A 24,254-nucleotide genomic window follows, 5' to 3' on the forward strand; every position below is an offset into this window, starting at 1 on the left:
AGACGGTCAGGCAAACCACCCCGGCCGTTACGCATGTGGCGCCCGAGTCCGAAGACGATCCCCTCCTCGCGTTGGCCCCGACCAGCCGACTTCGCGCTGGAACTCCGTCTCGACAGAGAGGTCCTAGAACCAGGCACGGATGCCGAAGACGGCTGCCACGCCGTCCGTGTCCTCGCCCGCGAGGCGTGCGATATCCGCGGTTTCGCCCAGCTTGGCCTCGTAGCCGATGCCGACATAGGGGGCGAATTCGCGGGCGATTTCGTAGCGCAGGCGCAGTCCCGTCTCGATCTTGGTGAGCCCTGCCCCGATCTCGCGTTCGGGAATGTCCTGTGCGGACAGTTCCAGTTCCACCCGCGGCTGCAGGATCAGGCGCTGCGTGATCTTCTGGTCGTACTCGCCCTCCAGCCGCGCGGTAAGGTCGCCGCGGTCGGACAGGAACAGCGCGCCGTCGACGTGCCACATATAGGGCGCGAGGCCCTGCACGCCGAGAACGAAGTGGCTGCGGGTTTCCGGCTCGAGATCGATGCGCGCGCCTGCCTGCAGGTCGAAGAAGGGTCCGATCGCATGGCCCCACAGCGCCTGTATCTCGGTGTCTTCCACGCTCTCGCCGAACTCGCCCTCACCCTCTGACTTGATCACGAACTTGTCGATATCGCCGCCGTACCAGCCCTGCACGTCCCACAGGAACGCCTCGTGGCCGTCGGAAATGCGCACCTCCAGCCGCTCGGCCATGATGGTGCCGGTCAGCATGTCGCCGTGGGTGGCGTGGTTGGTCTTGCGGGCCTCGGCCATCGCTTCGGCGCCGAAGATTTCATCGGCCGCGTGCTGCGGGCCTTCGAAGGCCTCTGCGGGCGGCGGGCCGGAGGGAATGTCGCCCATGGTATGCGCAGAATGGTCCATCTGCGGCGCGCCGGTCATATCGGGGAGCTTGAACGGAGCGGGCGGCTTTTTCATGTTGCCATGGCCCGAATGATCGTCCTTCGGGGGCTGCTCGGCCGCGGGCTCTTCCGCCTGCGCGCCGTGCCCTTCATGGCCCGACATATCCTGCGCGGACAGCGGCGCTGCGGCGAGCGCGAGTGTGCTTGCAAGGCAGAGGCGGAGCATCATGCGCCCTCTCCCGCTGCGGGGAACGGACGCACGGTCACCGTCTGCATCATGCCGGCATGCATGTGGTAGAGCAGGTGGCAGTGGAAGGCCCAGTCGCCCGGCTCGTTCGCGGTGACGTCGAAAGTCGCCGTGCTGCCCGGCTGGACGATGACCGTGTGCTTCAGCGGCTGGTTCATCATCCCTGACCCGTTGACCAGCTCGAAGAAGTGGCCGTGCAGGTGGATCGGGTGCGCCATCATCGTGTCGTTGACCAGCTTTACCCGCACCCGCTCGTCATAGGAGAAGCGGATCGGATCGTCGGTCACGGCGGAGAACTTCCTGCCGTCGAAACTCCACATGTAGCGCTCCATGTTGCCGGTGAGATGGATCTCAAGCTGGCGCGTCGGCATGCGATGCGGGTTCATCCGCTTCGCCTTGAGGTCGGTGTAGCGCAGCACCCGGTGCCCCACATTGTCGAGCCCGAGGCCGGGGTAATCCATCCGGTCCATCGGCATGGGTGAAACCATGTCGAGCCCCGGACCGACCTGAGCGTCGGGCGGGAGTTTTGACGTGTCGCGCATCGAATGGTCCATGTCGCCATGCCCCATTGCGCCATGATCCATCCCGCCGTGGTCCATGCCCGCCATCGAGCCGTGACCGGCATGCGCGTCCTGGTCCATAGCGCCGCCATGCGCGCCGTCCATCGAGCCCATGCCCATGTCTGCCATGGTCAGCGTCACCGGCTCGCGCAGTGGCGGGGGCGTAGCTCGGTGGCCCTTGTGAGAGGTTAGCGAGGCTACGCCCATGCCCGAACGGTCCATCGCCTCTGCCACCAGCGCATGGCTGCCCGCGGGCGGGGCGACGATCACGTCGTAGGTCTCTGCCGTGCCGATCTGGAACTCGTCCACCTCGACCGGCGCCACGTCCATCCCGTCTGCAGCAATGACCGTCATCGGGACGCCGGGGATGCGGATGTTGAAGAAGGTCATCGCCGAGCCGTTGATCACGCGCAGGCGAACCTTCTCTCCAGGCGCGAACAGGTATTCCAACCCGTCCATCGGACCATGGCCGTTGATGAGGAATGTGTAAGTCGACCCGGTCACGTCCGAGATATCGCGCGGGTTCATGCGCATCCCGCCCCACATCAACCGCTCCTTCAAGGGCATGTCGCCCTCGGTCGCGGTCTGCATCTGGCGGTTGTAGTAATGCTCGCCGACCTTGAGCTTGCGGGCAATCTCGTGCGGGTGGACCGGCGTGAACTCGCTTAGCAATACCACGTAGTCGCGGTCATAGCGCGGATCGGGCTCGGCGCTCTCGATGATGAGTGGGCCGTAATGCCCGACCTGCTCCTGCAAGCCCGAATGGCTGTGCCACCAATAGGTGCCATTCTGCCGGATCGGAAATTCGTAGGTGAAGGTCTCGCCCGGCTTGATACCGGGAAAGCTGACCCCCGGGACACCGTCGAACTGGAACGGCAGCAGCAGGCCGTGCCAGTGGATCGAGGTATCTTCATCGAGATTGTTGGTCACATCGATGCGGACGTTCTGGCCTTCCCTGAGGCGCACCAGAGGCCCGGGCACGCTGCCATTCACGGCAATCGCATGTCCCTTGCGCCCGCCGACACCGAAGTGGTGATCGCCGACACTCAGCGCGATCTTCTCTCCCGAAACCTCGCCGAAACCCTGCTTGGCATGCGTCAGGCTTTCACCGCGGGCCCACGCAGGAAGCGGAAGCGACATGGCCGCTCCCAGCGCGGCCGAGCTCGTGATGAACTTGCGGCGATCAATCGACATGAATGCTACCGTCCAAAAGGCTCGGTTGAAGGACTTCGGGCGATCACATATATACCCCCACAGGGTATTACAACCGGAGGTCCCACGTGGCTGCGAATACGGACGCAAAAATCAATCGCCTCAATCGGATTGCGGGACAGGTGAACGGCGTCGCCAGGATGGTCGAGGACGATCGCTACTGCGTGGACATCCTTCACCAGATCCAGGCCATCAAATCGGCCCTCACCAAGGTCGAGACGCAGGTACTCAAGGATCATGCCGCGTGCTGCGTGGCAGAAGCGATTGCCAGCGGCGACGAAACCGAGCAGCGACAGAAATTCGAGGAACTGGTCGAGCTGCTGGAGAAGCGTCGCTAGTCAAGTCCGGCGGCGTTCCTTTGCCTTGAACTTGGTGCTCGGCGCGCTAATGCGACCGCAATGCGACAGCGCGGCCACGCCTTCCTCAACTTCTTGCTGCTGATGTCGATCGGCTTGCGAGTGGTCTTTGGCGCTCCTTGCTGCTGGACGGGGACAGACGCCAAGCCACCGGCGCTGGAAGCTCCGGCCCATACCTCCATGGCCCATGCGATGCATGGAAAAGACGATCAGGGCGAGCCCTCCCCCCATGAGGAACACGGCGAAGACAATCGCGCCAAGCCATGTTGCTCGGCGTGTGGCCCGGTGCTCCCTGGGGAGCCGGTTCTGTTCCAAGCGGCAACCAAGCACCTCGCAGCATTCTCTGCCCAACGGCTACGTGACCTCACACCAAGCCGGCCTGCACGTTCCTATCTGGCGAGGGCGCCCCCCAATCTCGTTTGACCTGAAAACCGGACGAATGGAGCGACCGAATTTCGGCGCACGTCCGCTTGCCACTCAGATAAACGAGACATTCAATGCGAAAAAATTCCCTGCGCAGGGCCGCACTCTTTGCGTCCTGCTCCATCTTCATCTGTCATCCGGCCGTGGCCCAGGACAGGCCTGATGCAACTGATGACGAGACAATCCTTACCGATACGATCCTCGTAACCGCGTTCCGCCGCGACGACATCGCGACAGACACGAGTGAACTTCCCGATCAGATAGCCATTCCGGCAGATGCAGCTTCGATAGCCGCTCGCGCGCCGGGCGGCGCACTTGTGGGCAACGGTGTATTGTCGGGCCAGCTTTCCTACCGCGGGCTTGCCGGTAAGCGGGTTCTCGGACGCATCAATGGCCAGAGGTTCGCCTCGGGCGGCCCCAATGCCATGGACCCGCCGCTGCACTACGCTCCCTCGTTGCTAGTCGACAGGGTCGAGATTGCCCGTGGTGTCGCGCCGGTATCCTCCGGCCCGGCACTGGCCGGATCGGTCGATGCAAAGCTGGTTGAAGCTCACTTTACCGACGGGCCCGCACTGGATGTCCAGGCTAGGATGACGAGCCAGTATCGAAGCAATGATGACAGCTTCGCTGTGGCGGGCCTTGCCGGTGTTGCCAATGACCGCTGGCGCTTGGGTGTGATTGCAAGCCGAGAGGAGGGCGAAAGTTACGAATTTCCCGGCGGAACTGCGGTCGGAACATCCTTCGAGCGCAATCTCTATGGCGTGCATGGCGGGTTCAAGGCCGGACCCGGCAAACTTTTCCTCGAATACCGACGAAGCGAAACCGACCCGACAGGCAATCCACCCTTCGCGCTCGACATCGTATACTTCGACACGGACTTCGTGCGTGGCGGCTTTCGCGGCGAGATCGCCGAGGACATCGGGATCGACATCCAGCTGGGCCACGTCTCGGTCCGGCATCTCATGGATAACCAGACAACGCGATTGCCTGCAGCAGAACCGATGCGTGCACGCGCCACGTTCGCCGACGCAGATACGAATACTGTCGAAGTTTCGCTGCAATTCGGGTCATCGGCGGCGCATCTGGAGATTGGGGGCGATGTCGAACTGACCGACAAGTTCGTTCGGATCACCAATCCTTTCAACGATGCCTTCTTCATCGATGCACAGCCGAATGTCTCGAACGAGCGCATCGGGGCGTACGCACAATGGCGAGGTGGTATCGAGGCGCTCGCATTCGAGGTGGGTGCCCGCATCGACAGAACCCGCCAATCGGCAGGAAACCCGACGCTGGGGACGGCTGTCCCGATGGGGCCGCGTATCATCGCAGCGGATTTCATCGCTTCCGACCGGGAGCGGGATGAGACAACGGTCGATGCTGTTGCCCGGCTCTGGATTGACCTGGGCGACCTCACACCGCGTCTGTCTCTTGCTCGCAAGGAACGGGTACCCAGCTTGCTCGAACGCTTCGGCTGGCTCCCGACCGAGGCAAGCTACGGTCTTGCCGATGGGAGCATCTATGTCGGCAACCTCGATCTTGCACCCGAAACTGCGTGGATTGCCGAGATCGGATTCGACTGGTCCAGCGAGTTTATCGCCCTGCGTCCGACAATCTTCTACCGGCGTGTCGATGATTACATTCAGGGGGTCCCGTTCGATTCAACGGTTGGCGTGATCGACAGCCCGGTGGAGATGATTGCCGCCATGAACGGCGACGCCACGCCGCTACGCTTCGGGAATGTCGATGCCGAACTCTATGGGGCCGACCTCGACTTCTTGTTCCGTCCGGTCCGGCAGTTCGAAGTGTCGGGAACGGCCAGCTATGTCAGAGGTGAACGCCGAGACATCGAGGATAACCTCTATCGGGTGGCACCTGCCAATTTTCGTTTGTCGGGAACGTGGTCCAATAACCGTCTGGCGCTCGGTGCGGAACTTGTCGCCGCCGCGGGGCAAACCAAGATCTCCATCTCGAACGACGAAGAGCGGAGTGAAGGATACGCCATCGTCGGACTTTTCGGCCGCTATTCTTTGACGAATACGATCAGCGTCGAGGCAGGGGTCGAGAATCTTTTCGACGAAAGTTACCAACCGCATCTTGCAGGCCGAAATCGGGTGGCAGCTTCGGACATCGCCGTCGGCGATCGTTTGTATGGCCCCGGTCGCGGAGCATGGATCAGGGTCTCTGCAAGCTTCTGACCTCAATTGGCCCGGCCCGGCGGATTGTTCCGCCGGGCCGGTGCTCTTGCTCGCCCGGAAATCATTGAGGTTTCCCGGCTTCGAAATTCACGAGTGAGATGAGGGGGAACCGTGATAGGACGGTTGCGAACGGGCCAGGAGGTTCATCAGTCGTGCGTCAATCCGACCTAGTCATCCATACCGAGCTGGAGAACGGGCATCCGGTTTGCATTCGCACCATACGCGAAGACGACGCAGAACGCATGCGGGTCGGCATCGGCCGGATGTCGCCCCAGTCGCGCTACTTGCGGTTCTTTTCCGGCGCATCGGCACCGCCCAGCTGGGTGATCGAGCGCCTCACCACCGTCGACGGATATGACCACATCGCCTGGGGAGCCATCGATTCATCGGGCGACGAGCATGCGGCGATCGGCGCCGTCCACGCCTTTCGCGAGGAGCATGACAAGAACAGCGCGGAGTTCTCGGTCGGCGTGCTAGACGATTATCACGGCCTTGGCCTCGGCAAGCTCCTGACTGCGACGATGCTGCTCGATGCCCAGGCGGAAGGGCTGAAAGAGTTCTCGGTCAACATCCTCAGCGACAATCGCAGCGCACGCGACTTTACCCGTTCGCTTGGAGGCAATTACCAGGGGCTTCAGGACGGAGTGATGGAATACGATCTGGTTATAACCGAGGCCATCGCACGCCTTCGCGCCGAATGCGATCCCCCCGGCATGGCGAAAGTATTCAGGGCCTTCGACCAAATCTGACAGGCTCGCTCGGGGCGAGGAAATCCTTCGCGAGCAACCCGTACATCATCACGTCGCGCAGGCCGATATGCGTAGTCTCGTGTTCGCGAAAATATGCCTCGCGCGTAAAGCCCAAGGCGCCGAGCAGCCGGACCGAAGCGGTGTTTTCCGCATCCACCTCGGCAGTGAGCTTGCGCAATCCGTCGGTCTCGAACAGGTGGCGGACAAGCGCTTCGGTGCATTCGCGGGCGACGCCCTCCCGCTGACGGTGCGCGCAGGTGATATAGCCGATTTCCTCGACCCCTTCCTCATGCGCCGGGACCGATACGAAGCGGGCCGCGACCTGCCCTTCCCCATCCTCGGCAATCCACGTCCGTCCGTTCCACGTCGGATCGGCCAGCCAGCCCCACAGCTCTTCATGGCTGGTAAACTCGGGCCGGGTCAGGAAACGACACTGGTCCGCATCGGAGAGCGTGGGGAGCAGGGCCGCGCAGTCGCTCTCCTGCAAGGGGCGCAGGATGAAGCGTTCGGTGCTCAGTTCGGGAACGCGGCGAATAGTCATTCCGCCCACTTGCCCTCCGGCGACCGATCCGCCAAGCCTCGCAAAGGAATTGTGGGGGAAAGGGGTCGCACGCCCTTCTCGCGCGTTACGCAGCATTCGAGGGGGCAGGACAATGAGTTACGCGGACGTTCACGGTGAGGGCGAAGGTATCGGCCCCAAGCTTAAACGCGTTGGCGTGTTCATTGCTGTCCTGCTGATCATCTTCGTGATGATGCCAGCCGTCCTCGATGGCTATCGCAGCTACAAGTTCGGCTCGCAGATGGATTTCGAGATGCATGGCAACTTCATCCATGCACCGCTCTACGACACCTTCCGCGACGAGTTTCCGGCCGAATATGCCGAATTCCGGAGCAGACTCGCGGTGATGGCAAGGGAAGGCGCATCGAACGAGCAGCTGAGCCAGTTTGGTTTCGGCTACATGCGAAATTTTACATTAACCAACGGCGAGCACCTCGTCGCCGCGCCGGACGAGGCCCTGCTCGAGCTGATGAAGCGCAATCTGGCCTTGGTCCGCGCACTGCGGGACGAGAGCGTGCCCCTCTGCGCACAGATGATCGCCACCGGCCTGCAGCCGGGCAATACCTATTCTCCCACGGTCCAGCGCCGCATAATTTCGGTAAGCGTCCAAACCCTGAAGTCCATCGCTGCGGGCCAGCAGGACCCGAACCCGCGCGGCGAAGTCACGCAGGAAGACATCGACACTCTCTATGAAATATTGGTCGGTACCATCCCGGAGCAGGATGCAATTGCGGTGATCGACGGGACGGGTTTCGAAGCGCTGCCGCTGACCAATCAGTGCGCGGCAGGGCTCGCATTGTACGAAGCGGCGGGCAATATGCCCGAAGAAGCCTCAATGCGTCTGACTGCGGCGATCATCGCACCGCAGCCCTATGCTCCCTAATCCGCGAGGAAAGCCACCAGCGCCTTGACCTTCTTGGTCCGCCATTGCGGCGTGGGAGCGACCAGCCAGTAGGCGCGCGTGCCCGTTTCCGGGCCATCGAGCAGTTCGAGGCGCCCTGCTTCGAGCGCTTCCTTGGCGAGAAGTTCGGGAAGGATCGCCTTGCCTAGCCCCGCCATGGCGCCCGAGAGCGCCTGGCCGGCATTGCTGACCGTGATGTGCGCCTGCACACCATCCTGCAGCGGCAGGCCCCAGTCGATCCAGCGATCGGGAGCGCCAGGGGCAGCCACGGTCACGCGGCGTGCGGCGGCCAGTTCGACGCCCTGCAAATCGCCAGGACCATCGACGAGGCGGATCGCGCAATCGAGGTTCGCCTCGGTAAAGTCGGCATTCTCGTCCGCCACGAAGACGAACTTGATCTCCGGGTTCTCCTTGGAGAATTCCGCAAGGCGCGGCGCCAGCCACTGGGCGTAGAATTCACGCGGGCAGGCAATCGTGTAGCTGTCCGAAGCCTGTCCGGCCTGCATGGCGGAGACGCTTTCCTCGAACTTCAGGAACCCTTCGCGCAGCGCGTCGAGACCGGCTGCACCTTCCTGCGTCAGTTCCAAACCCTTGCTGGTACGACGGAACAGCACCGTGCCGAGGTGATCCTCCAGCGCACGGATTTGCTGGCCGACGGCCGCAGGCGTCACCGCCAGCTCGTCCGCCGCGCGGGTGAAGCTGAGGTGCCGGGCGGCGGCGTCGTAGACGCGCAAGGCGTTCAGGGGCAGATGCGTGCGCTTCATGGTCTCACGCGTTTAGCAATGTTGCACCGCAACGCAAGATTGCGGTCGAAGGAGAGGGTTGCGGGAGTTAGAGCTCGCTCTCGAGCCACTGCTTGAGCTGGCCCTTGGGCGCAGCACCGCGCATGTTGGCCGCCGGCTTGCCATCCTTGAAAAGCACGAGGTACGGGATCGACTGCACGCCCATCGCGCCGGGCACGCCGGTGTTTTCCATGATGTCCATCTTGGCGATGGTGACCTTGTCGCCGAGTTCTTCGGAGAGTTCCTCAAGCGCCGGTGCGATCATCTTGCACGGCCCGCACCACTCGGCCCAGAAATCGACGAGAACGGGCTTGTCGCTGTCGAGAACGTCTTTCTGGAAGCCTTCGTCGGTGACGTTGATGGTGGCCATGGGAATACTCCTGCTATCTGATGTCTTGCCCGCCCATATGGGAGGCGGGTGCAATTACTCAACGGGTGGCAGGCCAAAGCTTTCCTGCCGATCTGCAAACGCGGCCTTGTAAGCAGCGAGCTTGTCGGCAGGCAAGGCGATCAGCTGCGGCGTCTGGGTATAGAGCACTGCGGCCTCGACCGCGCGGCCCGGATAGATGACTTCGAGCGCCGCGACATAGGCTGCCATCTGCCGCAAGGTGCTGTCCGGAATAGCGTCGAGCGTAGTCGGCGGGCGGCGCGCGGTCTTGAAATCGACCACGGTGACCTTGTCGGACGTGACCAGCAGCCGGTCGGCCGTCCCCATGACCACCTGACCCTCGACCGTGGCAGCGAGCGGGATCTCCGCCAGTGCATCCGGGCCAAATATGTCTGCAAAGCCCCGTTCTTCTAGTACGGAGAGCGCGCGGTTCAGCATTTCCTCGCGTTCGGCATCGTCCAGGTCAGGTGCCTGCCGTGCCAGCCAGTCCCGCGCCTTTTCCTCTCTCCTATCGAGCGCGACTTCGGGGAGGCGTTCGAGCAGCGCATGGATCAGCACCCCGCGCCTTGCGGCACCGGCTGCAACCTCTGGCGGAAGCGGCGGATCGCTGCCCTCCACCTCGCCGAGACCCGAAGGCGCCAGAGGACGCGGCGGACGCGGCTCCGGGCCGACCGGCTGCTTCGCCCAGTCGGGGAGTTCGGTTGTGGTTTCCTGCACTTTCCGGGCAGAAGCCGGCACGGGAGGGGCGCGCTCGCCTACTTCCCAGCGAGCACCCCATATCGTGTCTTCCAAACCCTCGTCGGCTTCGAACAGTTGCGCCAGACGGGCGTACCAGCTGTCTTCATGCGGACCGTTCTTAGCGTCACGCGGCCCGAGCGAGCCGCCTACGAACAACGCCTCTTCCGCGCGGGTCATCGCGACGTAGAGTAGGCGCCAGTGCTCCTGCATCGAACGCGCTGCGTTTTCCTCTTCCACAGCGAGAACCGGACCGACCTTTTCTGCCCTGGTCAGCGACGGGAGCGGGATCACATTGGCCCGGTCTGCTCCAAGCGGCGTTTCTTGTAGCGATAGATCGCCAGAGGCATCGGGCTTGATCGCCGCATCGGCCAGGATCACGATGGGGGCCTGCAACCCCTTGGATCCGTGCACGGTCATCACGCGGACCTGGTCCCCGCCTTCGCCGGCTTCACGCTTCAGCTCGCCATCGCCCGCGTCGAACCAGCGGATGAAGCCCTGAAGGCTGGCGACATGCGCGCTTGCATAGGCATTGGCAGCGTTCAGCAGCTCGTCGATCGGGTCGTTCGCCTCGCGCCCCAGTCGCGCGACCAACTTGCGCCGCCCGTCCATCGATCCGACGAGGATCCAGTGCAGCAATTGCTGCGGCGTATCGTAATCCGCGCGCCGCAGGATTTCGCGCAGGATGTCTACGGTTTGCGCGACGCGCGGTTCATCCGATCCGCGCAGGTGCTCCCACAGGCGGATACCCTTTTCGCGATAGCCGAAAACGAGCAAATCTTCCTGGCTCCAGCCGATCAGCGGCGAGACGAGGAGGTTGGCGAGCGTCAGATCGTCCAGTGGCTGCGCGGCAAAGCGGATCGCCGCCATCAGGTCCTTAACCGCCAGCGGATTGCCGAGCCGGAGCCGGTCGACACCCGCGACAGGCACGCCATGCGCATAGAGCCTTGCGACGATCAGCGAAGCAAGCTCGCGGCGCTTCTGGACCAGCACCATGACATCGCCCGCAGCCGCGCGGCGCGGCTCGCCCTTCACCAGCGTGAAGCCCTCGCCTTCGGGGTCGAGCCATTGGGCAACCTGCCGCGCAATCTTGTCGGCCATCAGGCGGTCGTGGCGTGCGAGCCAGCCGTTCTCCTGCTCGCCGTCATCATCCTCGCCTTCGGTTATCCGGACGTCTTTCCAGAGGGTAACAAGCCCCGGTGCATCGGCACCCTCGTGCGGCGGCGATGGCTCTTCGAGGCCGAATCCCTCGTAGCCGATGCCCAGCATCGCCCGGTCGACGAAGCTCAGCACGGTCTGGTTGGTACGATAGCTGCGCAAGAGGTCGTATTCTTCCAGCCGTCCCGCAGTGGCGTTCGCGCGAGCCTCTTCCGCGGCCGTGGCAGCCGCTTCCATCTTGTCGCGAAAAAAATCACGCGCCTTGCGGAAGTTCTCCGGACTGGTGCCCTGGAAACCGAAGATCGCCTGCTTGTAATCGCCCACGGTGAAAATCGTACGGATCGCGGTCCCGCGCGCGCCGAGGCCGTCGAAGTAATCGTCGGTCAGCGCCCTGACGATCTTCCACTGAGCCTCGTTCGTATCCTGCGCTTCATCGACGAGGATGTGGTCGAAGCTGCGGTCGAGCTTGTAGCGGATCCAGTCGGCCATGGCGTTGGACGACAGCAGGTGCGCGGCGCGGTGAATCAGGTCGTCGAAATCGACGAGACCTTCGCGGGCCTTGGCCTCTTCCCACCGCTTTGTGAAAGCGCGACCGGCTTCGAGCTGCGGTGTGAGGAAGGCGGCTAGATCGAGCATCGCTGCGCGTTCGCGAACTTGCGTGACTCCTTCCAATACGCGTTCGATGTGGAGGCCATAAGAGGGATCGACCTTTTCGAGGTTCGATAGCCGGCTCGGCTCGCCCTTCTTGGTCAGCAGCGTTCCGAAAAATCCGTCGATCCGCGCGAGGCGCTCGACCGGGCTTGCGGCCAGCCACCCCGCCGCGAAGTCGGCGTTGTCGAGGCCGGTCTTTGCGCCCCATTCTGCGTTGATCCGGCTGCACGCGAGCAAATCCGCCACCGGGAAGACATCGTCCGAGCAGCCTTCTGCCACCCAGCCCTCGTGCGCATCTGCGGGAATGCCCAGCACGCGGCGCACCGGATCGCGCAAGCCGTGTTGCCAGCCCGGCTGGTCCCACAATTCCCTGTGACGTGCGCACCGCATCAGCCAGCCGAGCACCGCGTCGGGGCCCTTGCGGCGGCTCATCTCGGCCACCGCCTCGCGAATGGCGGGATCGCCCTCGGAGAGCAGGTCGGAGAGGACATCGCGGCTCAGGAGGTCGCGGTCGCGGTCCTCCATCGGCTGGCTTCCGGGAAGCACGCCTGCCTCGCTCGGAAAGGCGGCGAGGAGGTATTGCGCGAAGGCGTGGATCGTATCGATGCGTAGTCCGCCGCCCGGACAATCGAGCACGCGCGCGAAGAGCGATCGGGCGCGTTCCCGCGTTTCGGGATCGGATGGCGCCCCGAGATAGCCGAGTTCGGTCCCCAATTGCCCCGCGTCCATGCGCACCCAGCGCGCCAGCACCGAATTGACGCGCACCGCCATTTCGGCAGCCCCCGCCTTGGTAAAGGTGAGGCAGAGGATCTGCGACGGGTCGGCACCGGGTTCCAGCAGCAAGCGGAGCACACGTGCCGAAAGCACTTGCGTCTTGCCTGTCCCCGCGCTCGCCGAAAGCCAGACGCTTTCCTGCGGATTGACGCTGTCTGCCTGCGCGTCCTGAAGTTTATAGACGTTGCCGCTCACGAGGCGCCTCCCTCGTCCGCCTGGCGCGGGAGCCATTCCTCCAGCCGCATCAGCTGGTCGTAGGTATCGTAGGCCGGGTAATCGGGGTTCGCGCGCGCGGTGAATGGCGCATCGCCCTTGATGTATCTGTCGATTGCCTCGGTCAGCTTCTTGCGGGTCGTGGGGAGGAAATCCTCCGGCAGAAGGCCGGTCTGCTTCTTACCCACCTTCAGCGGGATATCGACATAGCCGAAGCCGTGCGGATTATCGTCCTTCGCGCGGCCCAGTGACCAGTACTCATAGCCACCCGGCTCGCCCGTGATGTCCTTGAAGCCGTTGTCCTCTGCGATAAGTCCAAGGATTCCGAGCTGGAGCGCATACCCCTGCTCGACCATCTTGGCAGTAGGCGGCTTACCCGTTTTGTAGTCGATGATACCGAGCGAGCCATCCTCCAGCCGATCGATCCGGTCGGCGCGCCCGTGGACGAAGACGTCATCGAAATGCATCGAGCCCTTCACCTCGACCGCGAGCACTTCGCGGCCCGAATAGGCATTTACCGTTTCCTCGATCCATTCGAGCGCCTTCTGCAGCCGCGGTTGCCACAAGCCGCGCACCAGCGCATCCGCGTTCTCCTCGTCGAGCACCTGCTCCATGATCGGGGCAATGCGCGCCGCCGGGTCGTCCGTCTTTGCCTTGTGCCAGCGTTCGAGAATTTCGTGCGCCACATTGCCCTGCCACAGCGGATTGGGGTCGGCATCCAGCTCGTCGAGATCCGACAGCCCCATGATTTTCTGCGCGAAGAACTGGTAGGGGTCACCCAGCAGCCGGTCGAGCGCAGTGGCGGAGATGTCGACATTGCGCTGTTGCGGGCCCGGGTTGGGCATCGGGCGCGGATAATCGGGAGCCGCCTCTGCGCGGGTCATGGCGCGGGCGAGCGCGATGGTCTCATGATCCTCGTAATTCCTGAGCAAATCGCCGAGCAGCGCCTGGACACGCAGCAGGAAGCGGCTGGGGATCGCCGGACCGCCTTCGTCCCTCTCGCTGCGGCTCAGGACCACTTCGGGCGCACCCATTGCGCCGGCAAGATCGTGCGCCGAAAGGCCGATACGGAAATCGCCTCCGGGCACGCCGAGCGTGCGCAGGACGGGAGGTGCGAGCAGCGCATCCACGCTGCCGCGCGCAGGCCACACGCCTTCGTTGAGACCCGCACAGATGACGAGATCGGCCCGGTTCATGCGCGCTTCGAGCAGGCCGAGCACTTGTACGCGGGCATGGCCGCCATAGGGGGGGCGCACCGCGCGCTCTTCCATTGCATCGGCGAGCACCTGCGCGATGTCGCGCGGGGCGACAGTAAAGCCTGCCTCGCGGGCGTGGAGGCGGAATTCCTCGACGAACCCTGCAAGCGTACGGCCATCCTCCTGCGCCCATAATTGCTCGCCGCACAGCGCCTCTGCACTAGACGCGAGCGTATCGATCATGGCCGCAAGGCCGGCAGGCGTGTCGCGGTCGACCTCGACCAACGGCAGCACTGCCTTTTCAGCTACAGCCCACCACTCGGCCATTTCAGGACGTTTCTCTGCGATCCGGTCGATCTCGGCGCGTGCCGGTTCAAGACCCGGCGCAAGCCTGGGGCCGCGCAAGGCGCGTTCCAGCACACGCAGCCGCCTCAGCCAGCGCCCGCGCTCCATGCCGCCGTCTGCCAGCGGGTGGCCGAGCAGCGCCATCAAAGGCACCGCCCTGGCCCCTTCGGCCATGACCTCGGCGGCGAGCAGGAATGCGCGGCCGGCCGGAGTATGAGACAGCGGGCGACCGGCGGAATCGTCGGCCACGATGTTCCAGCGGGCGAGGTGATGGACCACGCGGCGAGCGAGCGGGCGGTCGGGCGTGACCACCGCAACGCGCTTTTCCGGTTCGGAAAGCGCCTTGCGTACCAGCAATGCAATGGCCTGCGCTTCCTCCTCCCGGTTGGCAGACTGCATGATCCGCACACCAGACAGGCGGCGCTTCTCGGGCTTGAGCTCGACCCAGGCTTTGCTCGCTTCAGGCGGCAAGAAGAGGGCGGAGATCGCATGGCTGCGCTCGGGCGGAGCGGCAGTCATGCCCTTTCGGTGCCACGGCTGCACTTCCTCGCGGCGCACGCTCATCCGGTTGAGCAAAAGCTTGAGGTGATATTGCGGGTGGGTGACCGCATCGTCGCGGGCAAAAGCGGTGTCTTCAGGTGTCGGGGCTGCCCCGGCCCGGCCCAGCTCGTCCCACACATCTTCGTCCATGGTCAGGTAGAAATCGGGTAGGATTAATGCGCCTTGCGGCAACTCGCTCACAACCCGTAGCAACTTCGCGAGCGCGGGCGCGGCGCTGGTGACACCGGCAGCGACGACGGGCGTTTTAGGAGGATTGGCCTTCCAGGCCTTGCGCGCCTTGTCGAACAGGCGATTGCGGCGGGCGGCGGCATCGAGCATGCCCTCGGACCCCAGCCACGCGAGCCAGTGCGCCTGCACATTCGCGAACAACCTGATCGAATCCTGCCAATGTCCGGAGAGGTCGGGGAAGATGCCGGCGACCTTCTCGTCGCGCAGCTGTTCAGGCCCGACATCCTCGACCAGCAACCGGTCCATCGTCGCTCCGGTCTCACGGGCAAGGCGCAGGAGCGTCGCGCCCCTGGGTGCCTCATCGCCCATTTCCTCGGCGATCAGCCTGGCAAGCGCAAACATCCGGCGTTGAGGATCGATGGCGGGCGGGATATCGCTCGTGCCCAGCGGGTCGAGCAGCGGCCCGAGCGCTTCGTCGAGATCGAGGTCACCCACCACGGCCATGCGCGGCATCAGCAGGCCTGCCCGGCCCTCCTCGCCTGCATGGCGAATGAAGGCTTCCGATACGGTCCGCCGCGCACGCGAGCTGGGAAGCAGAAGGGTGAGTTTCGACAGGCCCAGCTCGGGATCGGAATAGCGCGGCACCAACCCCGCTACGAGGGCATCGGCGAACCCGCGATGGGCAGCGATGGAATAGACCTTCGGCTGGCTTGCGACCCTGCCTTCTTCAGCCACCCGTCAACGCCTCCTCGGTCGGCTTGATATGTTGCGGCGTGCCGACCTCGTACCACATGCCGGTAAAGGCGACGCCGAACAGGCGATCCTCCTCGATCGCGCGATCCCACAGGATGTTGGTGGAGAATTTCCCGTCGGGCGCATCGCGCAGCAACCGGTGCGACACCAGCTGGATGCCGGTGTAGATAAAGGGCGCGATCCGGTCGGGCTTCTTGCGCGACAGCCGCCCTGCACCATTCATGTAGAAATCGCCCGTCCCGTCAAAATTCCGCGCGCGGGCGTGCGTCACGACCAGCAGCAGCGCATCCATTTTGTCAGGATCCCAGGCAGCCGACAGGTCGGCAAAGGCATTGCGCGGCCCGTCGAGCCAGATGCTGTCGGCATTGCAGGCGAAGAACGGATCGGGAAGCAGCCCTGCTCCCACCGCCTTGGTCATGCCGCCGCCGGTTTCCAGCAGTTCCTCGCGCTCGTCGGAGAAGGTGACGGAGGGCATCTTGCGCGGCTTCAAGTGCGCTTCGATGCTCTCGGCAAGGTAGTGGACATTGACCACTGCCTTTTCGATGCCGGCATCCTCGACCCGATCGAGGGCGCGGTCGATCAGCGGCTTGCCTGCCACACGCACCATCGGCTTGGGCATGGTCGCGGTGAGCGGTCGCATGCGTTTGCCGAGGCCTGCCGCCATCAGCATGGCGGTATCCGAAACGAGTTTGCTCACGCGATCTCTCCGCCGTGGGCATCGCGCAGGTCCTGCGGGATATTGGCATCGAACCAGGCGGCAACCGGCGCCATCGCCTCGTGAGCAAGGTCGCGCTCCATCGCCTTCCAGACGCGCGGAATCATGCCGAGATAGCGGGGCTTGCCGTCGCGCTTGTAGAGGCGCGTGAAGATGCCGACGATCTTGGCATTTCGCTGCGCACCGAGCCGCGCATAGTCCGCCTCGAAATGCTCGCCGGGATCGGCGGCGGCGCGATAGCGGCACAGCATGTCGTGCTCGAGCTGCTCCGACACATCGCGGCGCGCGTCCTGCAGCAGGCTCACAAGGTCATAGGCAGGATGGCCGACCAGTGCGTCCTGGAAATCGATCAGCCCCTGCTCGCCTGCCAGCTTGCCCGGTTCGAGCAGCATGATGTTTTCCGCATGATAATCACGCAGAACGGTCACGCCCGGGTTCTGGCGCGGGAGCATGGGAGAAAGCGCCTCTTCCCATGCGGCGGTCCAGCCTGCTTCATCGACCGACAGGCCGGCGGCAGGACAATACCATTCGGTGAACAACGCCGCTTCGCGCTGGTAGACCGCCATATCATAGGGTTCGAACGGGCCCGGCGGCAGCTGGTGGAGCTGCACAAGCGCGTCGATCGCCTGCGCGTAGGTATCGTGTTCGTCGCCCGGATGGTCGTCGATCCATTCCTTCATCCGCTGGTCGCCGAAATCCTCGGTCAGCACCCAGCCATTCGCCGCGTCTTCCAGCAGGATCGCAGGGCCGCGCATGCCCTGTTCTTCCAGCCAATGGGCCACGTGAAGGAAGGGTGCGGGATCTTCATGCGGCGGCGGTGCATGCATCAGCATTGCCGTGTGGCCACCCATCCTGAGACGAAAATAGCGGCGGAAGCTCGCATCGCCCACCAGCGGCGCGATTTCCGCGCCTTCCCATTCGGTGTCGCCAAGAAAATCGTGAATGCCGTCGGGTAGTGCGCTCATGGGATGCGGCTTTGCCAAGCCTCGCCCGGCTTCACAATGGCCCTTCGTCCATCGCCCACCGTTTCGAGCGTAATTGCAAGGCAACCCGGCTCATGCTCGAAGCCGCCCGCATGATCGGGCCACTCGGCCAGCAGCGCCGCACCCTCGCGATAATCGTCGAGCCCGATTTCCATCGCTTCGGACGGGTCCTCCAGCCGGTAGAAATCGGCATGCACCAGCGGCACGCGCAGGTGGTCGTAGGTCTCGATGATCGTGAAGGTGGGCGAGGGCACTTCACCCTCGTGGCCTAGTGCCCTGATGATGGCGCGCACAAGCGTCGTCTTGCCGGCGCCCAGCCCGCCGGTGAGCGCCACGACGTCGCCCGGCTGCAACCGCTCCGCAATCAGTGCACCGAAGGCTTCCATCGCATCGAGATCGGGAAGGTCGCGGGTCACGGCAGGGTAATCGTTGCCGTTGTCCCGGCATTCTTCCGGCTCTGGATGTCGAGCGCCCCGCCATGTGCTTCGACCAGCTGCCGCGCGAGCGGGATGCCAAGGCCCTGGCGCCGTTCGATCCCCTTGCCGTCCGCGCTCATGCGGATGCCTTCAAGAGCGCGGGCAAGTTCGTGCTGGCTCATGCCCTGCCCATTATCCGAGATGACGATGCGGTTCTGGCCGCGGCGTTTGGCGATATCGATCAGGATGCGTCCGCCGCGCGGCGTATTGGCGATGGCATTGTCGAGGAGGTGACCGATCGCGCGCTGCAATTGCTGGCGGTCGGCCTCGATAACATTGCTGGCATTGCCTTTCACATCGAGCGTGAGCCCGCCTTCGACGATGCGATCCTCGCGCTTGCGGACGATCTGTTCGATGAAGGGGATCATCTCCAGTTTCGACTTGCGCAGCGGCATCAGGCCCGCCTCTGACTGCGAGAGATCGAGGACGTTCTCAACCTGCGCGGTAAGCTTGCCCACCGACATGGTGATGGCCTGCACATACTCCTTTGCCTGCGGAGAGAGGTCGCCGGCGATGCCTTGCGAGAGCAGTTCGGCAAATCCACCAATGGACGTCAGAGGTGTGCGAAATTCGTAAGACATGTTGGCGAGGAAGCGGGTCATCACCGCGTCTGCCTCTTCCAGCGCGCGGTTGCGTTCGCGAAGCGCCTCTTCCGCCTGCTGCGACGCCGTAACGTCAAGTACGGTGATCAGGCCGTTGCCATCGGGCAGCGGAACGCCTGCATAGTCGAGCGTGCGGCCGTCGGCGAGCGCGATGCGGCCACGACGGTTCTTGCGGTCGAGCGTGGCGGAGCGGATCGTCTGACCGATTTCGGATATCTGTTTCGGGTCGGCGAGCTGTTTCGAGATCGCCTCGAGCAGCTGTTCGGCCTGCGGATGCCCGTCCAGTTCCTCGCCCTCGAGTCCCCAGGCGACTGGAAAGCCGCGGTTCCACAGTTCGAGGTGCCCGTCCGGCGCAAAAACCGCGAGCGCTTCGAACAGGCTGTCGAAGGTCGCGGTACGCGTACGCAGCAGCGTGTCTCGCGTGGCCGAAAGGGCCAGCTGTTCGGTCTGGTCCTCCGCGATCAGGACGAGACCGCCATCGGGGAGCGGCTGCGCGACGAGGCGCAAATGCGTGCTGTCGGGCAGCGGCCAGGCGACTTCCTCGGGCTCGTCCATCTGGAACCATTCGCCCAGCTCCTTGCGCCAGGCAGGGAAGTCGCGGACTTCGGGAATGCGGCCGTTTTCGCGCGCAACCATCAGCATCTGCTCGAAGGTCGTGCGCTCGTTGACCACACCCGGCGGCAGCGAAAAGACGCGGTGGAACGGCTGGTTCGCAAAGGTCATCCGGTGCTGCGCATCGAACTGGGCCACGCCGATCGAAAGCTGGTCGAGCATAGAGCGCTGCGCTTCGCGAAAGGCGCGGAATTCGCGCGCCTGCTCTTCCATTTCCTCGATATCGACCGCGTAGCCGGCGATACCCTCACCCACCAGAGGCAGGTCGGTGACGCGGATCGTGCGCCGGGCGTTGTTGATCGTGGCCGAGAGAATACGCTCGATCGGCTGGCGGCGATCTGCCGATTGCTGCGCGACCTGCGCCGCACTGCGCCCGCCGACCTTTTCGACAAGCTCGATCTGTTCGGCGACGACCTGATCCGCGCTCTTCGCGCCGACTGCCTCGACATAGGCCTTGTTGACCAACCGTAGCTGCATGTCGGCACCGCGGAACCACATGGGCATCGGCGCAGCCTCGATCAGGCCGACCAGTGCGCCGAAATCGTCACGCGCACGCGCTGCTTCCTCGCCAAGGCGGGCGAGTTCGTCATCGGTTTCGGTGAAATCGAAGACCCAGATCAGCGCCGCGCCGCTGGGCGAGACTGCCGGATCGGCCAGCGCGCCGCGCAGGGCAAGCGACTTGCGCGAACCCGGCGGCCGCAGGGCCAGCTTGAAGGGCTTGGCGCTTTTCTGCGTGCGCCTGACCAGCGTTGAGAGTTCTTCGACCTGCTCTTCGGACAGGCCCCTGTCGTCCGTGCCGGCCAGTTCGCTCAGATATTCGGGGACCTTGTCCAGCCCGATCCAGCGGGCAAAGCGGTCGGGCGCCTCGATCCTTCCGTCCACGCGCACCAGCAACGGGATGGCGGGGCCTTCCTCGACCATGCGTGAGAGGCGGCGGGCAACCTTCTTGTGCGCCGCGGACGCCTGGCTGTCCCGGCTGGCCTTTATCATCAGCCACATCGCCGTGACGGTCCACAGCGCCAGCATCAGTCCGATGATAGGAAGGAGGACGGGCGAAATTTCCATTACCTGCCAGCTATTAGGCTAGCGGCGTGGATGCAACGTGAAGATTCGGGCGCGCGGCGCAAAATATGCGCAGCGCGCCCGATTGTCTTAGTAGCGGTAGTGTTCCGGCTTGAACGGACCTTCGACCGGCACGCCGATATAGTCGGCCTGTTCCTTGCTCAGCTTGGTCAGCTTGACGCCCAGCTTGTCGAGGTGGAGCGCGGCGACCTTTTCGTCGAGCTGCTTGGGCAGGACGTAGACGTCGTTCTCGTAGCCATCGGTGTTTTCCCAGAGCTCGATTTGCGCCAGCACCTGGTTGGTGAAGGAGCAGCTCATCACGAAGCTGGGATGGCCGGTGGCACAGGCGAGGTTCACGAGACGCCCCTTGGCCAGCACGATGATTTCCTTGCCATCGGGGAACTTCACGAGGTCGGTACCCGGCTTGAGTTCGGTCCACTCGTAATTGTCGAGCGCGGAAATCTGGATTTCGCTGTCGAAGTGGCCGATGTTGCACACGATGCTCATCGGCTTCATCGCCTTCATGTGTTCGGCAGTGATGACGTCTTCATTGCCGGTGGTGGTGACGAAGATGTCGGCGCGCTTTACCGCATCTTCCATCGTCACGACCTCAAAGCCTTCCATCGCCGCCTGCAGCGCGCAGATCGGGTCGATTTCCGTCACGAGCACGCGGGCGCCGCCATTGCGCAGCGACTGGGCCGACCCCTTGCCGACATCGCCATAGCCGGCAACGCAGGCAACCTTACCCGAAAGCATCACGTCGGTCGCACGGCGGATCGCGTCGACCAGTGACTCGCGGCAGCCATAGAGGTTGTCGAATTTCGACTTGGTCACGCTGTCGTTCACGTTGATCGCGGGGAACGGCAGCTTGCCCTGTTTGGCGAGGTGGTAGAGGCGGTGGACACCGGTGGTGGTTTCTTCCGACACGCCCTTGATCGCCTTCACCGACTTGGTGAGGTAGCCCGGCTTCTTCGCGACGAATTCCTTCAGCGCGCGCTGCATCTCGATTTCTTCGGCGTTCTGCGGCTCGGGCATTTCCTCGCCTGCCTCGATGCGCGCACCCCACAGGGCGAACATGGTCGCATCGCCGCCATCGTCGAGGATGAGGTTGGCGGTGCAATCGGGGTCTTCGTCGCTGGACCAGTCGAAGATCCGACCGACATAATCCCAGTATTCGGCGAGGCTTTCGCCCTTCACCGCGAAAACGGGAATGTTGTTGGCAGCCATGGCAGCAGCGGCGTGATCCTGAGTGGAGAAGATGTTGCAGGTCGCCCAGCGCACTTCGGCACCCAGAGCGGTCAGCGTTTCGATCAGGACCGCGGTCTGGATGGTCATGTGCAGCGAGCCGGTAATGCGCGCGCCCTTGAGCGGCTGGGCATCGCCATATTCCTCGCGCGTGGCCATCAGGCCGGGCATTTCGGTCTCCGCGATACGGATTTCCTCGCGGCCGTAATCGGCCAGCGCAATGTCCTTGATGACGTAATCGGAGAATTCGGTCACGGGCAGTCCTTGATAATGCAGGAAAAATACGCCGCGCACGAAGAAGGGGCGGCACTGTCGAAGCGCCGCCCCTAGCCTTTCAGCGGAGGCAGAGCAACTGCCCCTCCGCTCTACCTCTTTCGATCCCGAAAGGCCTTAGCGCCGCGCCCAGCGACCCCCGCTGCGCGGTGCCGGTCCAAGCAACTCGTCGGCTGCCTGGGTAAGCACTGCCGGATCCTTCGTTTTCGAAAGGTCCTCGGTAATTTCCTTCAGCTCTGCACAGCCGAGCCACGGGTGACCCTGGCCGTACTGGTTGGCCATGCCAACGCTGATCCGATCGAGAGCGCGCTTGGCGCCCTTCTTGCCGTGGCGCGCGACAAGGCCGCTCTCGAGACGACGAGCAGCCTGGTTGAGCGCCGTGATGTGATTGGCCGAGAACTTGCGATACTGCGGCTGGAAGTCGTCCGACCCCATGCGGCAGCGAAGCGAGGTGACCATCAGCATAATGTCGAGCTTGCGGACCTGTTCGTCCTGGCTCGCAGCGCTGGCAGTTGTCGGCGTCATGAGAAGAGCAGCGGCCGTCGCGGCGGCTGCCATGGTTTTCTTGAAATGCATGTCCCTTGGTCTCCCGTCGTGCGGACGTCCCGTGTCCACAACCAAGGTGTGCCTGCAGAATGTTTACCGGGTTTTAAAGGTGCGAAGTAAACCGCGGTTAACCATCCACCGCACTTGCAAGCACGGCCTGTCGCACTAGATGCTCTGTGTGGATTTCAAGACACAGGAGTTTTAACAAATGACAATTGCCGTAGGCGACCGCCTTCCCGACGTAAAACTGGTCAAGGCTACCGCCGAAGGCCCCGAGCAGGTCCAGTCTTCGGACTATTTCAAGGGCAAGACCGTTGCGCTTTTCTGCGTACCGGGGGCTTTCACCCCGACCTGCTCTGCGAAACACCTGCCCGGCTATGTCGAAAAGGCCGATGAATTGAAGGCCAAGGGCGTCGACGAGATCGTCGCGACCGCCGTCAACGATGCCTTCGTGCTCGGTGCGTGGAACCAGGCAGCCGGCAGCCAGGACATCACCATGCTGGCCGACGGCAATGGCGAATTCGCGCAGGCCACCGGCCTCGATGCCGATTTCTCCGGCTTCGGCATGGGCCAGCGCGCCCAGCGCTACTCGATGCTGGTCGAAGACGGCGTGGTGAAGCAGCTCAATGTCGAAGCGCCGGGCGATTTCTCGGTCTCGAGTGCGGAGCACATGCTCGGCCAGATGTAATCCGGTTACCCGTCCCGTCTGAGGACAAACGCGCGCCCCGCCTTGCCACCCGGCACGGCGGGGCGCAGTCTTTTGCGCGCACTTCGGGGAAACGTGACCATGGAAGACAAGACCGCAGGCGATGACAAGTTCGGAATGCTGCTCGGCTGGAGGGCGGACCCTGCCGGCGAGAAGATCGCCTTGCTGATGCAGAGCACGAGCAAGGTCGTCGACAGCAACGAAGACGTGCGCGAGTTCCGCTATTTCCTCACCAAGCAGCAGGCGGTGCAGCTGGGGAATTATCTTTACGGTGTTGCGGGCGAGACTGCACCTACGCGTAAGAAGCGCGGGTTCTTTGCCAAGCTGTTCGGCGGGTAGCTGACCGGCGACTTGTCGGTTCTTGGAAACCGGAAATTGTTCAAGGGCCCATGTGCCATGATGGCCGGGTGAGGAGAGGATCGTCCCCTCCTCACTCATTCAGTCAGAATCGATAACCAACGCCCACAACGACCTGGTGGCGCTCGATGTCGATGTCGCCAAAGGCGTCTAGATCGACGCTTTGGCCATCAGCTTTGATATCTCCATCAGAGTAGTTCGTATATCGATATTCAAGCTTCGCAAACGCGCCGCCGAATGAATACTCGTAGCCACCACCAAGCCGCAGACCGCTAAATGAAATGTCTGCGCTTTCCGATTCCGTCACCCCGCCAATCGTGGCGGTAGCATCCAGGTCGAGGGTCGTGTGAGCGAAGCCTGCCTTGAAGTAGAATAGACCATCGTCTCCAACCACGGTCCCAACCCGCCCACCGACATAAAGATTTACACCATCTTCGAGGCTGACAGTTGCGCTATCGATACCATCGTCGAAGGTTTCTTCGGCGCCATTGCCCGAACTAGCAATTTCGCCTTCGACGCCAAATACGAGCCCGACGCTTTGGAAATCATAGCCAATTGCTGCACCGTAGAAGATATCTTCAGCGTTGCTGCTATCGTCAAAGCCATCGAGGCCAGCGTCGAAGCGGTCGTATCCGACCATTACTTCAACTCGCGGGCCTTCAAATTCCTTTTCCTCCTCCTGTGCCAAAGCAGGAGTAGCAAGCGCGCCGCAAGCAAGTGCGGCGACGACAGCAATTTTCTTCATGGTTCCCTCCATTTATCCCACCAAAAGCGAGCTGTTACATTTAATTTTGCCAAAGTTTAGCGAATTGGAAGGAACCGACATTCTTAATTTAGGGAGCTTTAATTGAGCCTTGAATTGAAATGTCCCCG

20 protein-coding genes are annotated in these 24,254 nt (G+C 63.2%); 6 read left to right on the plus strand and 14 right to left on the minus strand.

Annotation, left to right across the window (positions count from 1 at the left end):
* Window positions 1–123: 123 nt before the first annotated feature.
* Both K3136_RS02715 and K3136_RS02720 read right to left on the minus strand, forming a co-directional pair.
* Window positions 124–1,104 (minus strand): copper resistance protein B, encoded by a 981-nt coding sequence (locus K3136_RS02715; RefSeq protein ID WP_221432184.1) that lies wholly within the window; start codon window positions 1,102–1,104, stop codon window positions 124–126.
* Complete coding sequence (locus K3136_RS02720) at window positions 1,104–2,879, minus strand: copper resistance system multicopper oxidase (RefSeq protein ID WP_221431388.1); 1,776 nt, start codon at window positions 2,877–2,879, stop codon at window positions 1,104–1,106. The genes K3136_RS02715 and K3136_RS02720 overlap by 1 nt, the downstream gene beginning before the upstream one ends.
* An 86-nt stretch (window positions 2,880–2,965) precedes the next feature.
* On the opposite strand from K3136_RS02720, the gene K3136_RS02725 reads away from it, so the two are divergent.
* The 3 genes from K3136_RS02725 to K3136_RS02735 all read left to right on the plus strand — a co-directional run bounded on the left by K3136_RS02725 (window position 2,966) and on the right by K3136_RS02735 (window position 6,620).
* Entirely contained in the window at window positions 2,966–3,235 is a 270-nt protein-coding gene (locus K3136_RS02725) for a metal-sensitive transcriptional regulator (RefSeq protein ID WP_221431389.1), read from the plus strand.
* A 515-nt stretch (window positions 3,236–3,750) separates the two neighbouring features.
* The gene (locus K3136_RS02730) at window positions 3,751–5,871 is read left to right on the plus strand and encodes a TonB-dependent receptor plug domain-containing protein (RefSeq protein WP_221431390.1); all 2,121 of its coding nucleotides are present in this window, start codon (window positions 3,751–3,753) and stop codon (window positions 5,869–5,871) included.
* A 152-nt stretch (window positions 5,872–6,023) separates the two neighbouring features.
* Complete coding sequence (locus K3136_RS02735; RefSeq protein ID WP_247711410.1) at window positions 6,024–6,620, plus strand: GNAT family N-acetyltransferase; 597 nt, start codon at window positions 6,024–6,026, stop codon at window positions 6,618–6,620.
* On the opposite strand, the gene K3136_RS02740 is transcribed toward K3136_RS02735, so the two are convergent.
* Window positions 6,598–7,161: a GNAT family N-acetyltransferase gene (locus K3136_RS02740; RefSeq protein ID WP_247711411.1), complete on the minus strand. Its 564-nt coding sequence runs from the start codon at window positions 7,159–7,161 to the stop codon at window positions 6,598–6,600. The genes K3136_RS02735 and K3136_RS02740 overlap by 23 nt on opposite strands.
* Before the next feature lie 112 nt (window positions 7,162–7,273).
* Between K3136_RS02740 and K3136_RS02745 the strand changes: the two genes are divergently transcribed.
* Entirely contained in the window at window positions 7,274–8,062 is a 789-nt protein-coding gene (locus K3136_RS02745; RefSeq protein ID WP_221431391.1) for a hypothetical protein, read from the plus strand.
* On the opposite strand, the gene K3136_RS02750 is transcribed toward K3136_RS02745, so the two are convergent.
* The 10 genes from K3136_RS02750 to K3136_RS02795 form a co-directional block, all read right to left on the minus strand.
* A complete protein-coding gene (locus tag K3136_RS02750; RefSeq protein WP_221431392.1) occupies window positions 8,059–8,844 on the minus strand; it encodes a LysR substrate-binding domain-containing protein in 786 nt (261 codons plus the stop codon). The two genes, K3136_RS02745 and K3136_RS02750, sit on opposite strands and share 4 nt — an antisense overlap.
* Before the next feature lie 67 nt (window positions 8,845–8,911).
* Window positions 8,912–9,232, minus strand: a complete 321-nt coding sequence (trxA, locus tag K3136_RS02755) for a thioredoxin (RefSeq protein ID WP_221431393.1) — start codon at window positions 9,230–9,232, stop codon at window positions 8,912–8,914.
* A gap of 54 nt (window positions 9,233–9,286) precedes the next feature.
* The gene (gene addA, locus K3136_RS02760) at window positions 9,287–12,763 is read right to left on the minus strand and encodes a double-strand break repair helicase AddA (protein WP_247711412.1); all 3,477 of its coding nucleotides are present in this window, start codon (window positions 12,761–12,763) and stop codon (window positions 9,287–9,289) included.
* Window positions 12,760–15,786, minus strand: a complete 3,027-nt coding sequence (gene addB, locus K3136_RS02765) for a double-strand break repair protein AddB (protein ID WP_221431395.1) — start codon at window positions 15,784–15,786, stop codon at window positions 12,760–12,762. Before addB ends, addA begins: the two co-directional genes overlap by 4 nt.
* Window positions 15,779–16,501, minus strand: coding sequence for a nucleotidyltransferase family protein (locus K3136_RS02770; protein WP_221431396.1), 723 nt, complete (start codon window positions 16,499–16,501; stop codon window positions 15,779–15,781). Before K3136_RS02770 ends, addB begins: the two co-directional genes overlap by 8 nt.
* The gene (locus tag K3136_RS02775; protein ID WP_221431397.1) at window positions 16,498–17,484 is read right to left on the minus strand and encodes an aminoglycoside phosphotransferase family protein; all 987 of its coding nucleotides are present in this window, start codon (window positions 17,482–17,484) and stop codon (window positions 16,498–16,500) included. Before K3136_RS02775 ends, K3136_RS02770 begins: the two co-directional genes overlap by 4 nt.
* Window positions 17,481–17,918: a tRNA (adenosine(37)-N6)-threonylcarbamoyltransferase complex ATPase subunit type 1 TsaE gene (gene tsaE / locus K3136_RS02780; protein WP_221431398.1), complete on the minus strand. Its 438-nt coding sequence runs from the start codon at window positions 17,916–17,918 to the stop codon at window positions 17,481–17,483. The genes K3136_RS02775 and tsaE overlap by 4 nt, the downstream gene beginning before the upstream one ends.
* Complete coding sequence (locus K3136_RS02785) at window positions 17,915–20,257, minus strand: sensor histidine kinase (RefSeq protein WP_221431399.1); 2,343 nt, start codon at window positions 20,255–20,257, stop codon at window positions 17,915–17,917. Before K3136_RS02785 ends, tsaE begins: the two co-directional genes overlap by 4 nt.
* An 87-nt stretch (window positions 20,258–20,344) precedes the next feature.
* Window positions 20,345–21,760, minus strand: coding sequence for an adenosylhomocysteinase (gene ahcY, locus K3136_RS02790; RefSeq protein ID WP_425594365.1), 1,416 nt, complete (start codon window positions 21,758–21,760; stop codon window positions 20,345–20,347).
* Between the two features lie 129 nt (window positions 21,761–21,889).
* Window positions 21,890–22,348, minus strand: a complete 459-nt coding sequence (locus K3136_RS02795; RefSeq protein ID WP_221431401.1) for an S-adenosyl-L-homocysteine hydrolase — start codon at window positions 22,346–22,348, stop codon at window positions 21,890–21,892.
* A 178-nt stretch (window positions 22,349–22,526) separates the two neighbouring features.
* Between K3136_RS02795 and K3136_RS02800 the strand changes: the two genes are divergently transcribed.
* Both K3136_RS02800 and K3136_RS02805 read left to right on the plus strand, forming a co-directional pair.
* Window positions 22,527–23,006 carry a peroxiredoxin gene (locus K3136_RS02800; protein ID WP_221431402.1) on the plus strand — a complete coding sequence of 160 codons (480 nt, stop codon included), beginning with the start codon at window positions 22,527–22,529 and terminating at the stop codon, window positions 23,004–23,006.
* 99 nt (window positions 23,007–23,105) lie between these two features.
* Window positions 23,106–23,363, plus strand: coding sequence for a hypothetical protein (locus tag K3136_RS02805; protein WP_221431403.1), 258 nt, complete (start codon window positions 23,106–23,108; stop codon window positions 23,361–23,363).
* Window positions 23,364–23,466: 103 nt separating this feature from the next.
* Here K3136_RS02805 and K3136_RS02810 read toward each other — a convergent pair whose 3' ends face one another.
* Entirely contained in the window at window positions 23,467–24,126 is a 660-nt protein-coding gene (locus tag K3136_RS02810) for an outer membrane protein (RefSeq protein ID WP_221431404.1), read from the minus strand.
* Between the last annotated feature and the right edge of the window lie 128 nt (window positions 24,127–24,254).

The organism is Qipengyuania gelatinilytica (genome assembly GCF_019711315.1).
Lineage (GTDB): Bacteria > Pseudomonadota > Alphaproteobacteria > Sphingomonadales > Sphingomonadaceae > Qipengyuania > Qipengyuania gelatinilytica.

Bases quoted from the DNA above. Each gene is read 5' to 3' on its own strand.
- K3136_RS02715 (WP_221432184.1), bottom strand. From the start codon at position 1,104: ATGCTCCGCCTCTGCCTTGCAAGCACACTCGCGCTCGCCGCAGCGCCG.
- K3136_RS02800 (WP_221431402.1), top strand. From the start codon at position 22,527: ATGACAATTGCCGTAGGCGACCGCCTTCCCGACGTAAAACTGGTCAAG.
- K3136_RS02750 (WP_221431392.1), bottom strand. From the start codon at position 8,844: ATGAAGCGCACGCATCTGCCCCTGAACGCCTTGCGCGTCTACGACGCC.
- K3136_RS02740 (WP_247711411.1), bottom strand. From the start codon at position 7,161: ATGACTATTCGCCGCGTTCCCGAACTGAGCACCGAACGCTTCATCCTG.
- K3136_RS02745 (WP_221431391.1), top strand. From the start codon at position 7,274: ATGAGTTACGCGGACGTTCACGGTGAGGGCGAAGGTATCGGCCCCAAG.
- trxA (WP_221431393.1), bottom strand. From the start codon at position 9,232: ATGGCCACCATCAACGTCACCGACGAAGGCTTCCAGAAAGACGTTCTC.
- K3136_RS02795 (WP_221431401.1), bottom strand. From the start codon at position 22,348: ATGCATTTCAAGAAAACCATGGCAGCCGCCGCGACGGCCGCTGCTCTT.
- K3136_RS02785 (WP_221431399.1), bottom strand. From the start codon at position 20,257: ATGGAAATTTCGCCCGTCCTCCTTCCTATCATCGGACTGATGCTGGCG.
- K3136_RS02805 (WP_221431403.1), top strand. From the start codon at position 23,106: ATGGAAGACAAGACCGCAGGCGATGACAAGTTCGGAATGCTGCTCGGC.
- K3136_RS02775 (WP_221431397.1), bottom strand. From the start codon at position 17,484: ATGAGCGCACTACCCGACGGCATTCACGATTTTCTTGGCGACACCGAA.
- K3136_RS02720 (WP_221431388.1), bottom strand. From the start codon at position 2,879: ATGTCGATTGATCGCCGCAAGTTCATCACGAGCTCGGCCGCGCTGGGA.
- K3136_RS02810 (WP_221431404.1), bottom strand. From the start codon at position 24,126: ATGAAGAAAATTGCTGTCGTCGCCGCACTTGCTTGCGGCGCGCTTGCT.
- K3136_RS02730 (WP_221431390.1), top strand. From the start codon at position 3,751: ATGCGAAAAAATTCCCTGCGCAGGGCCGCACTCTTTGCGTCCTGCTCC.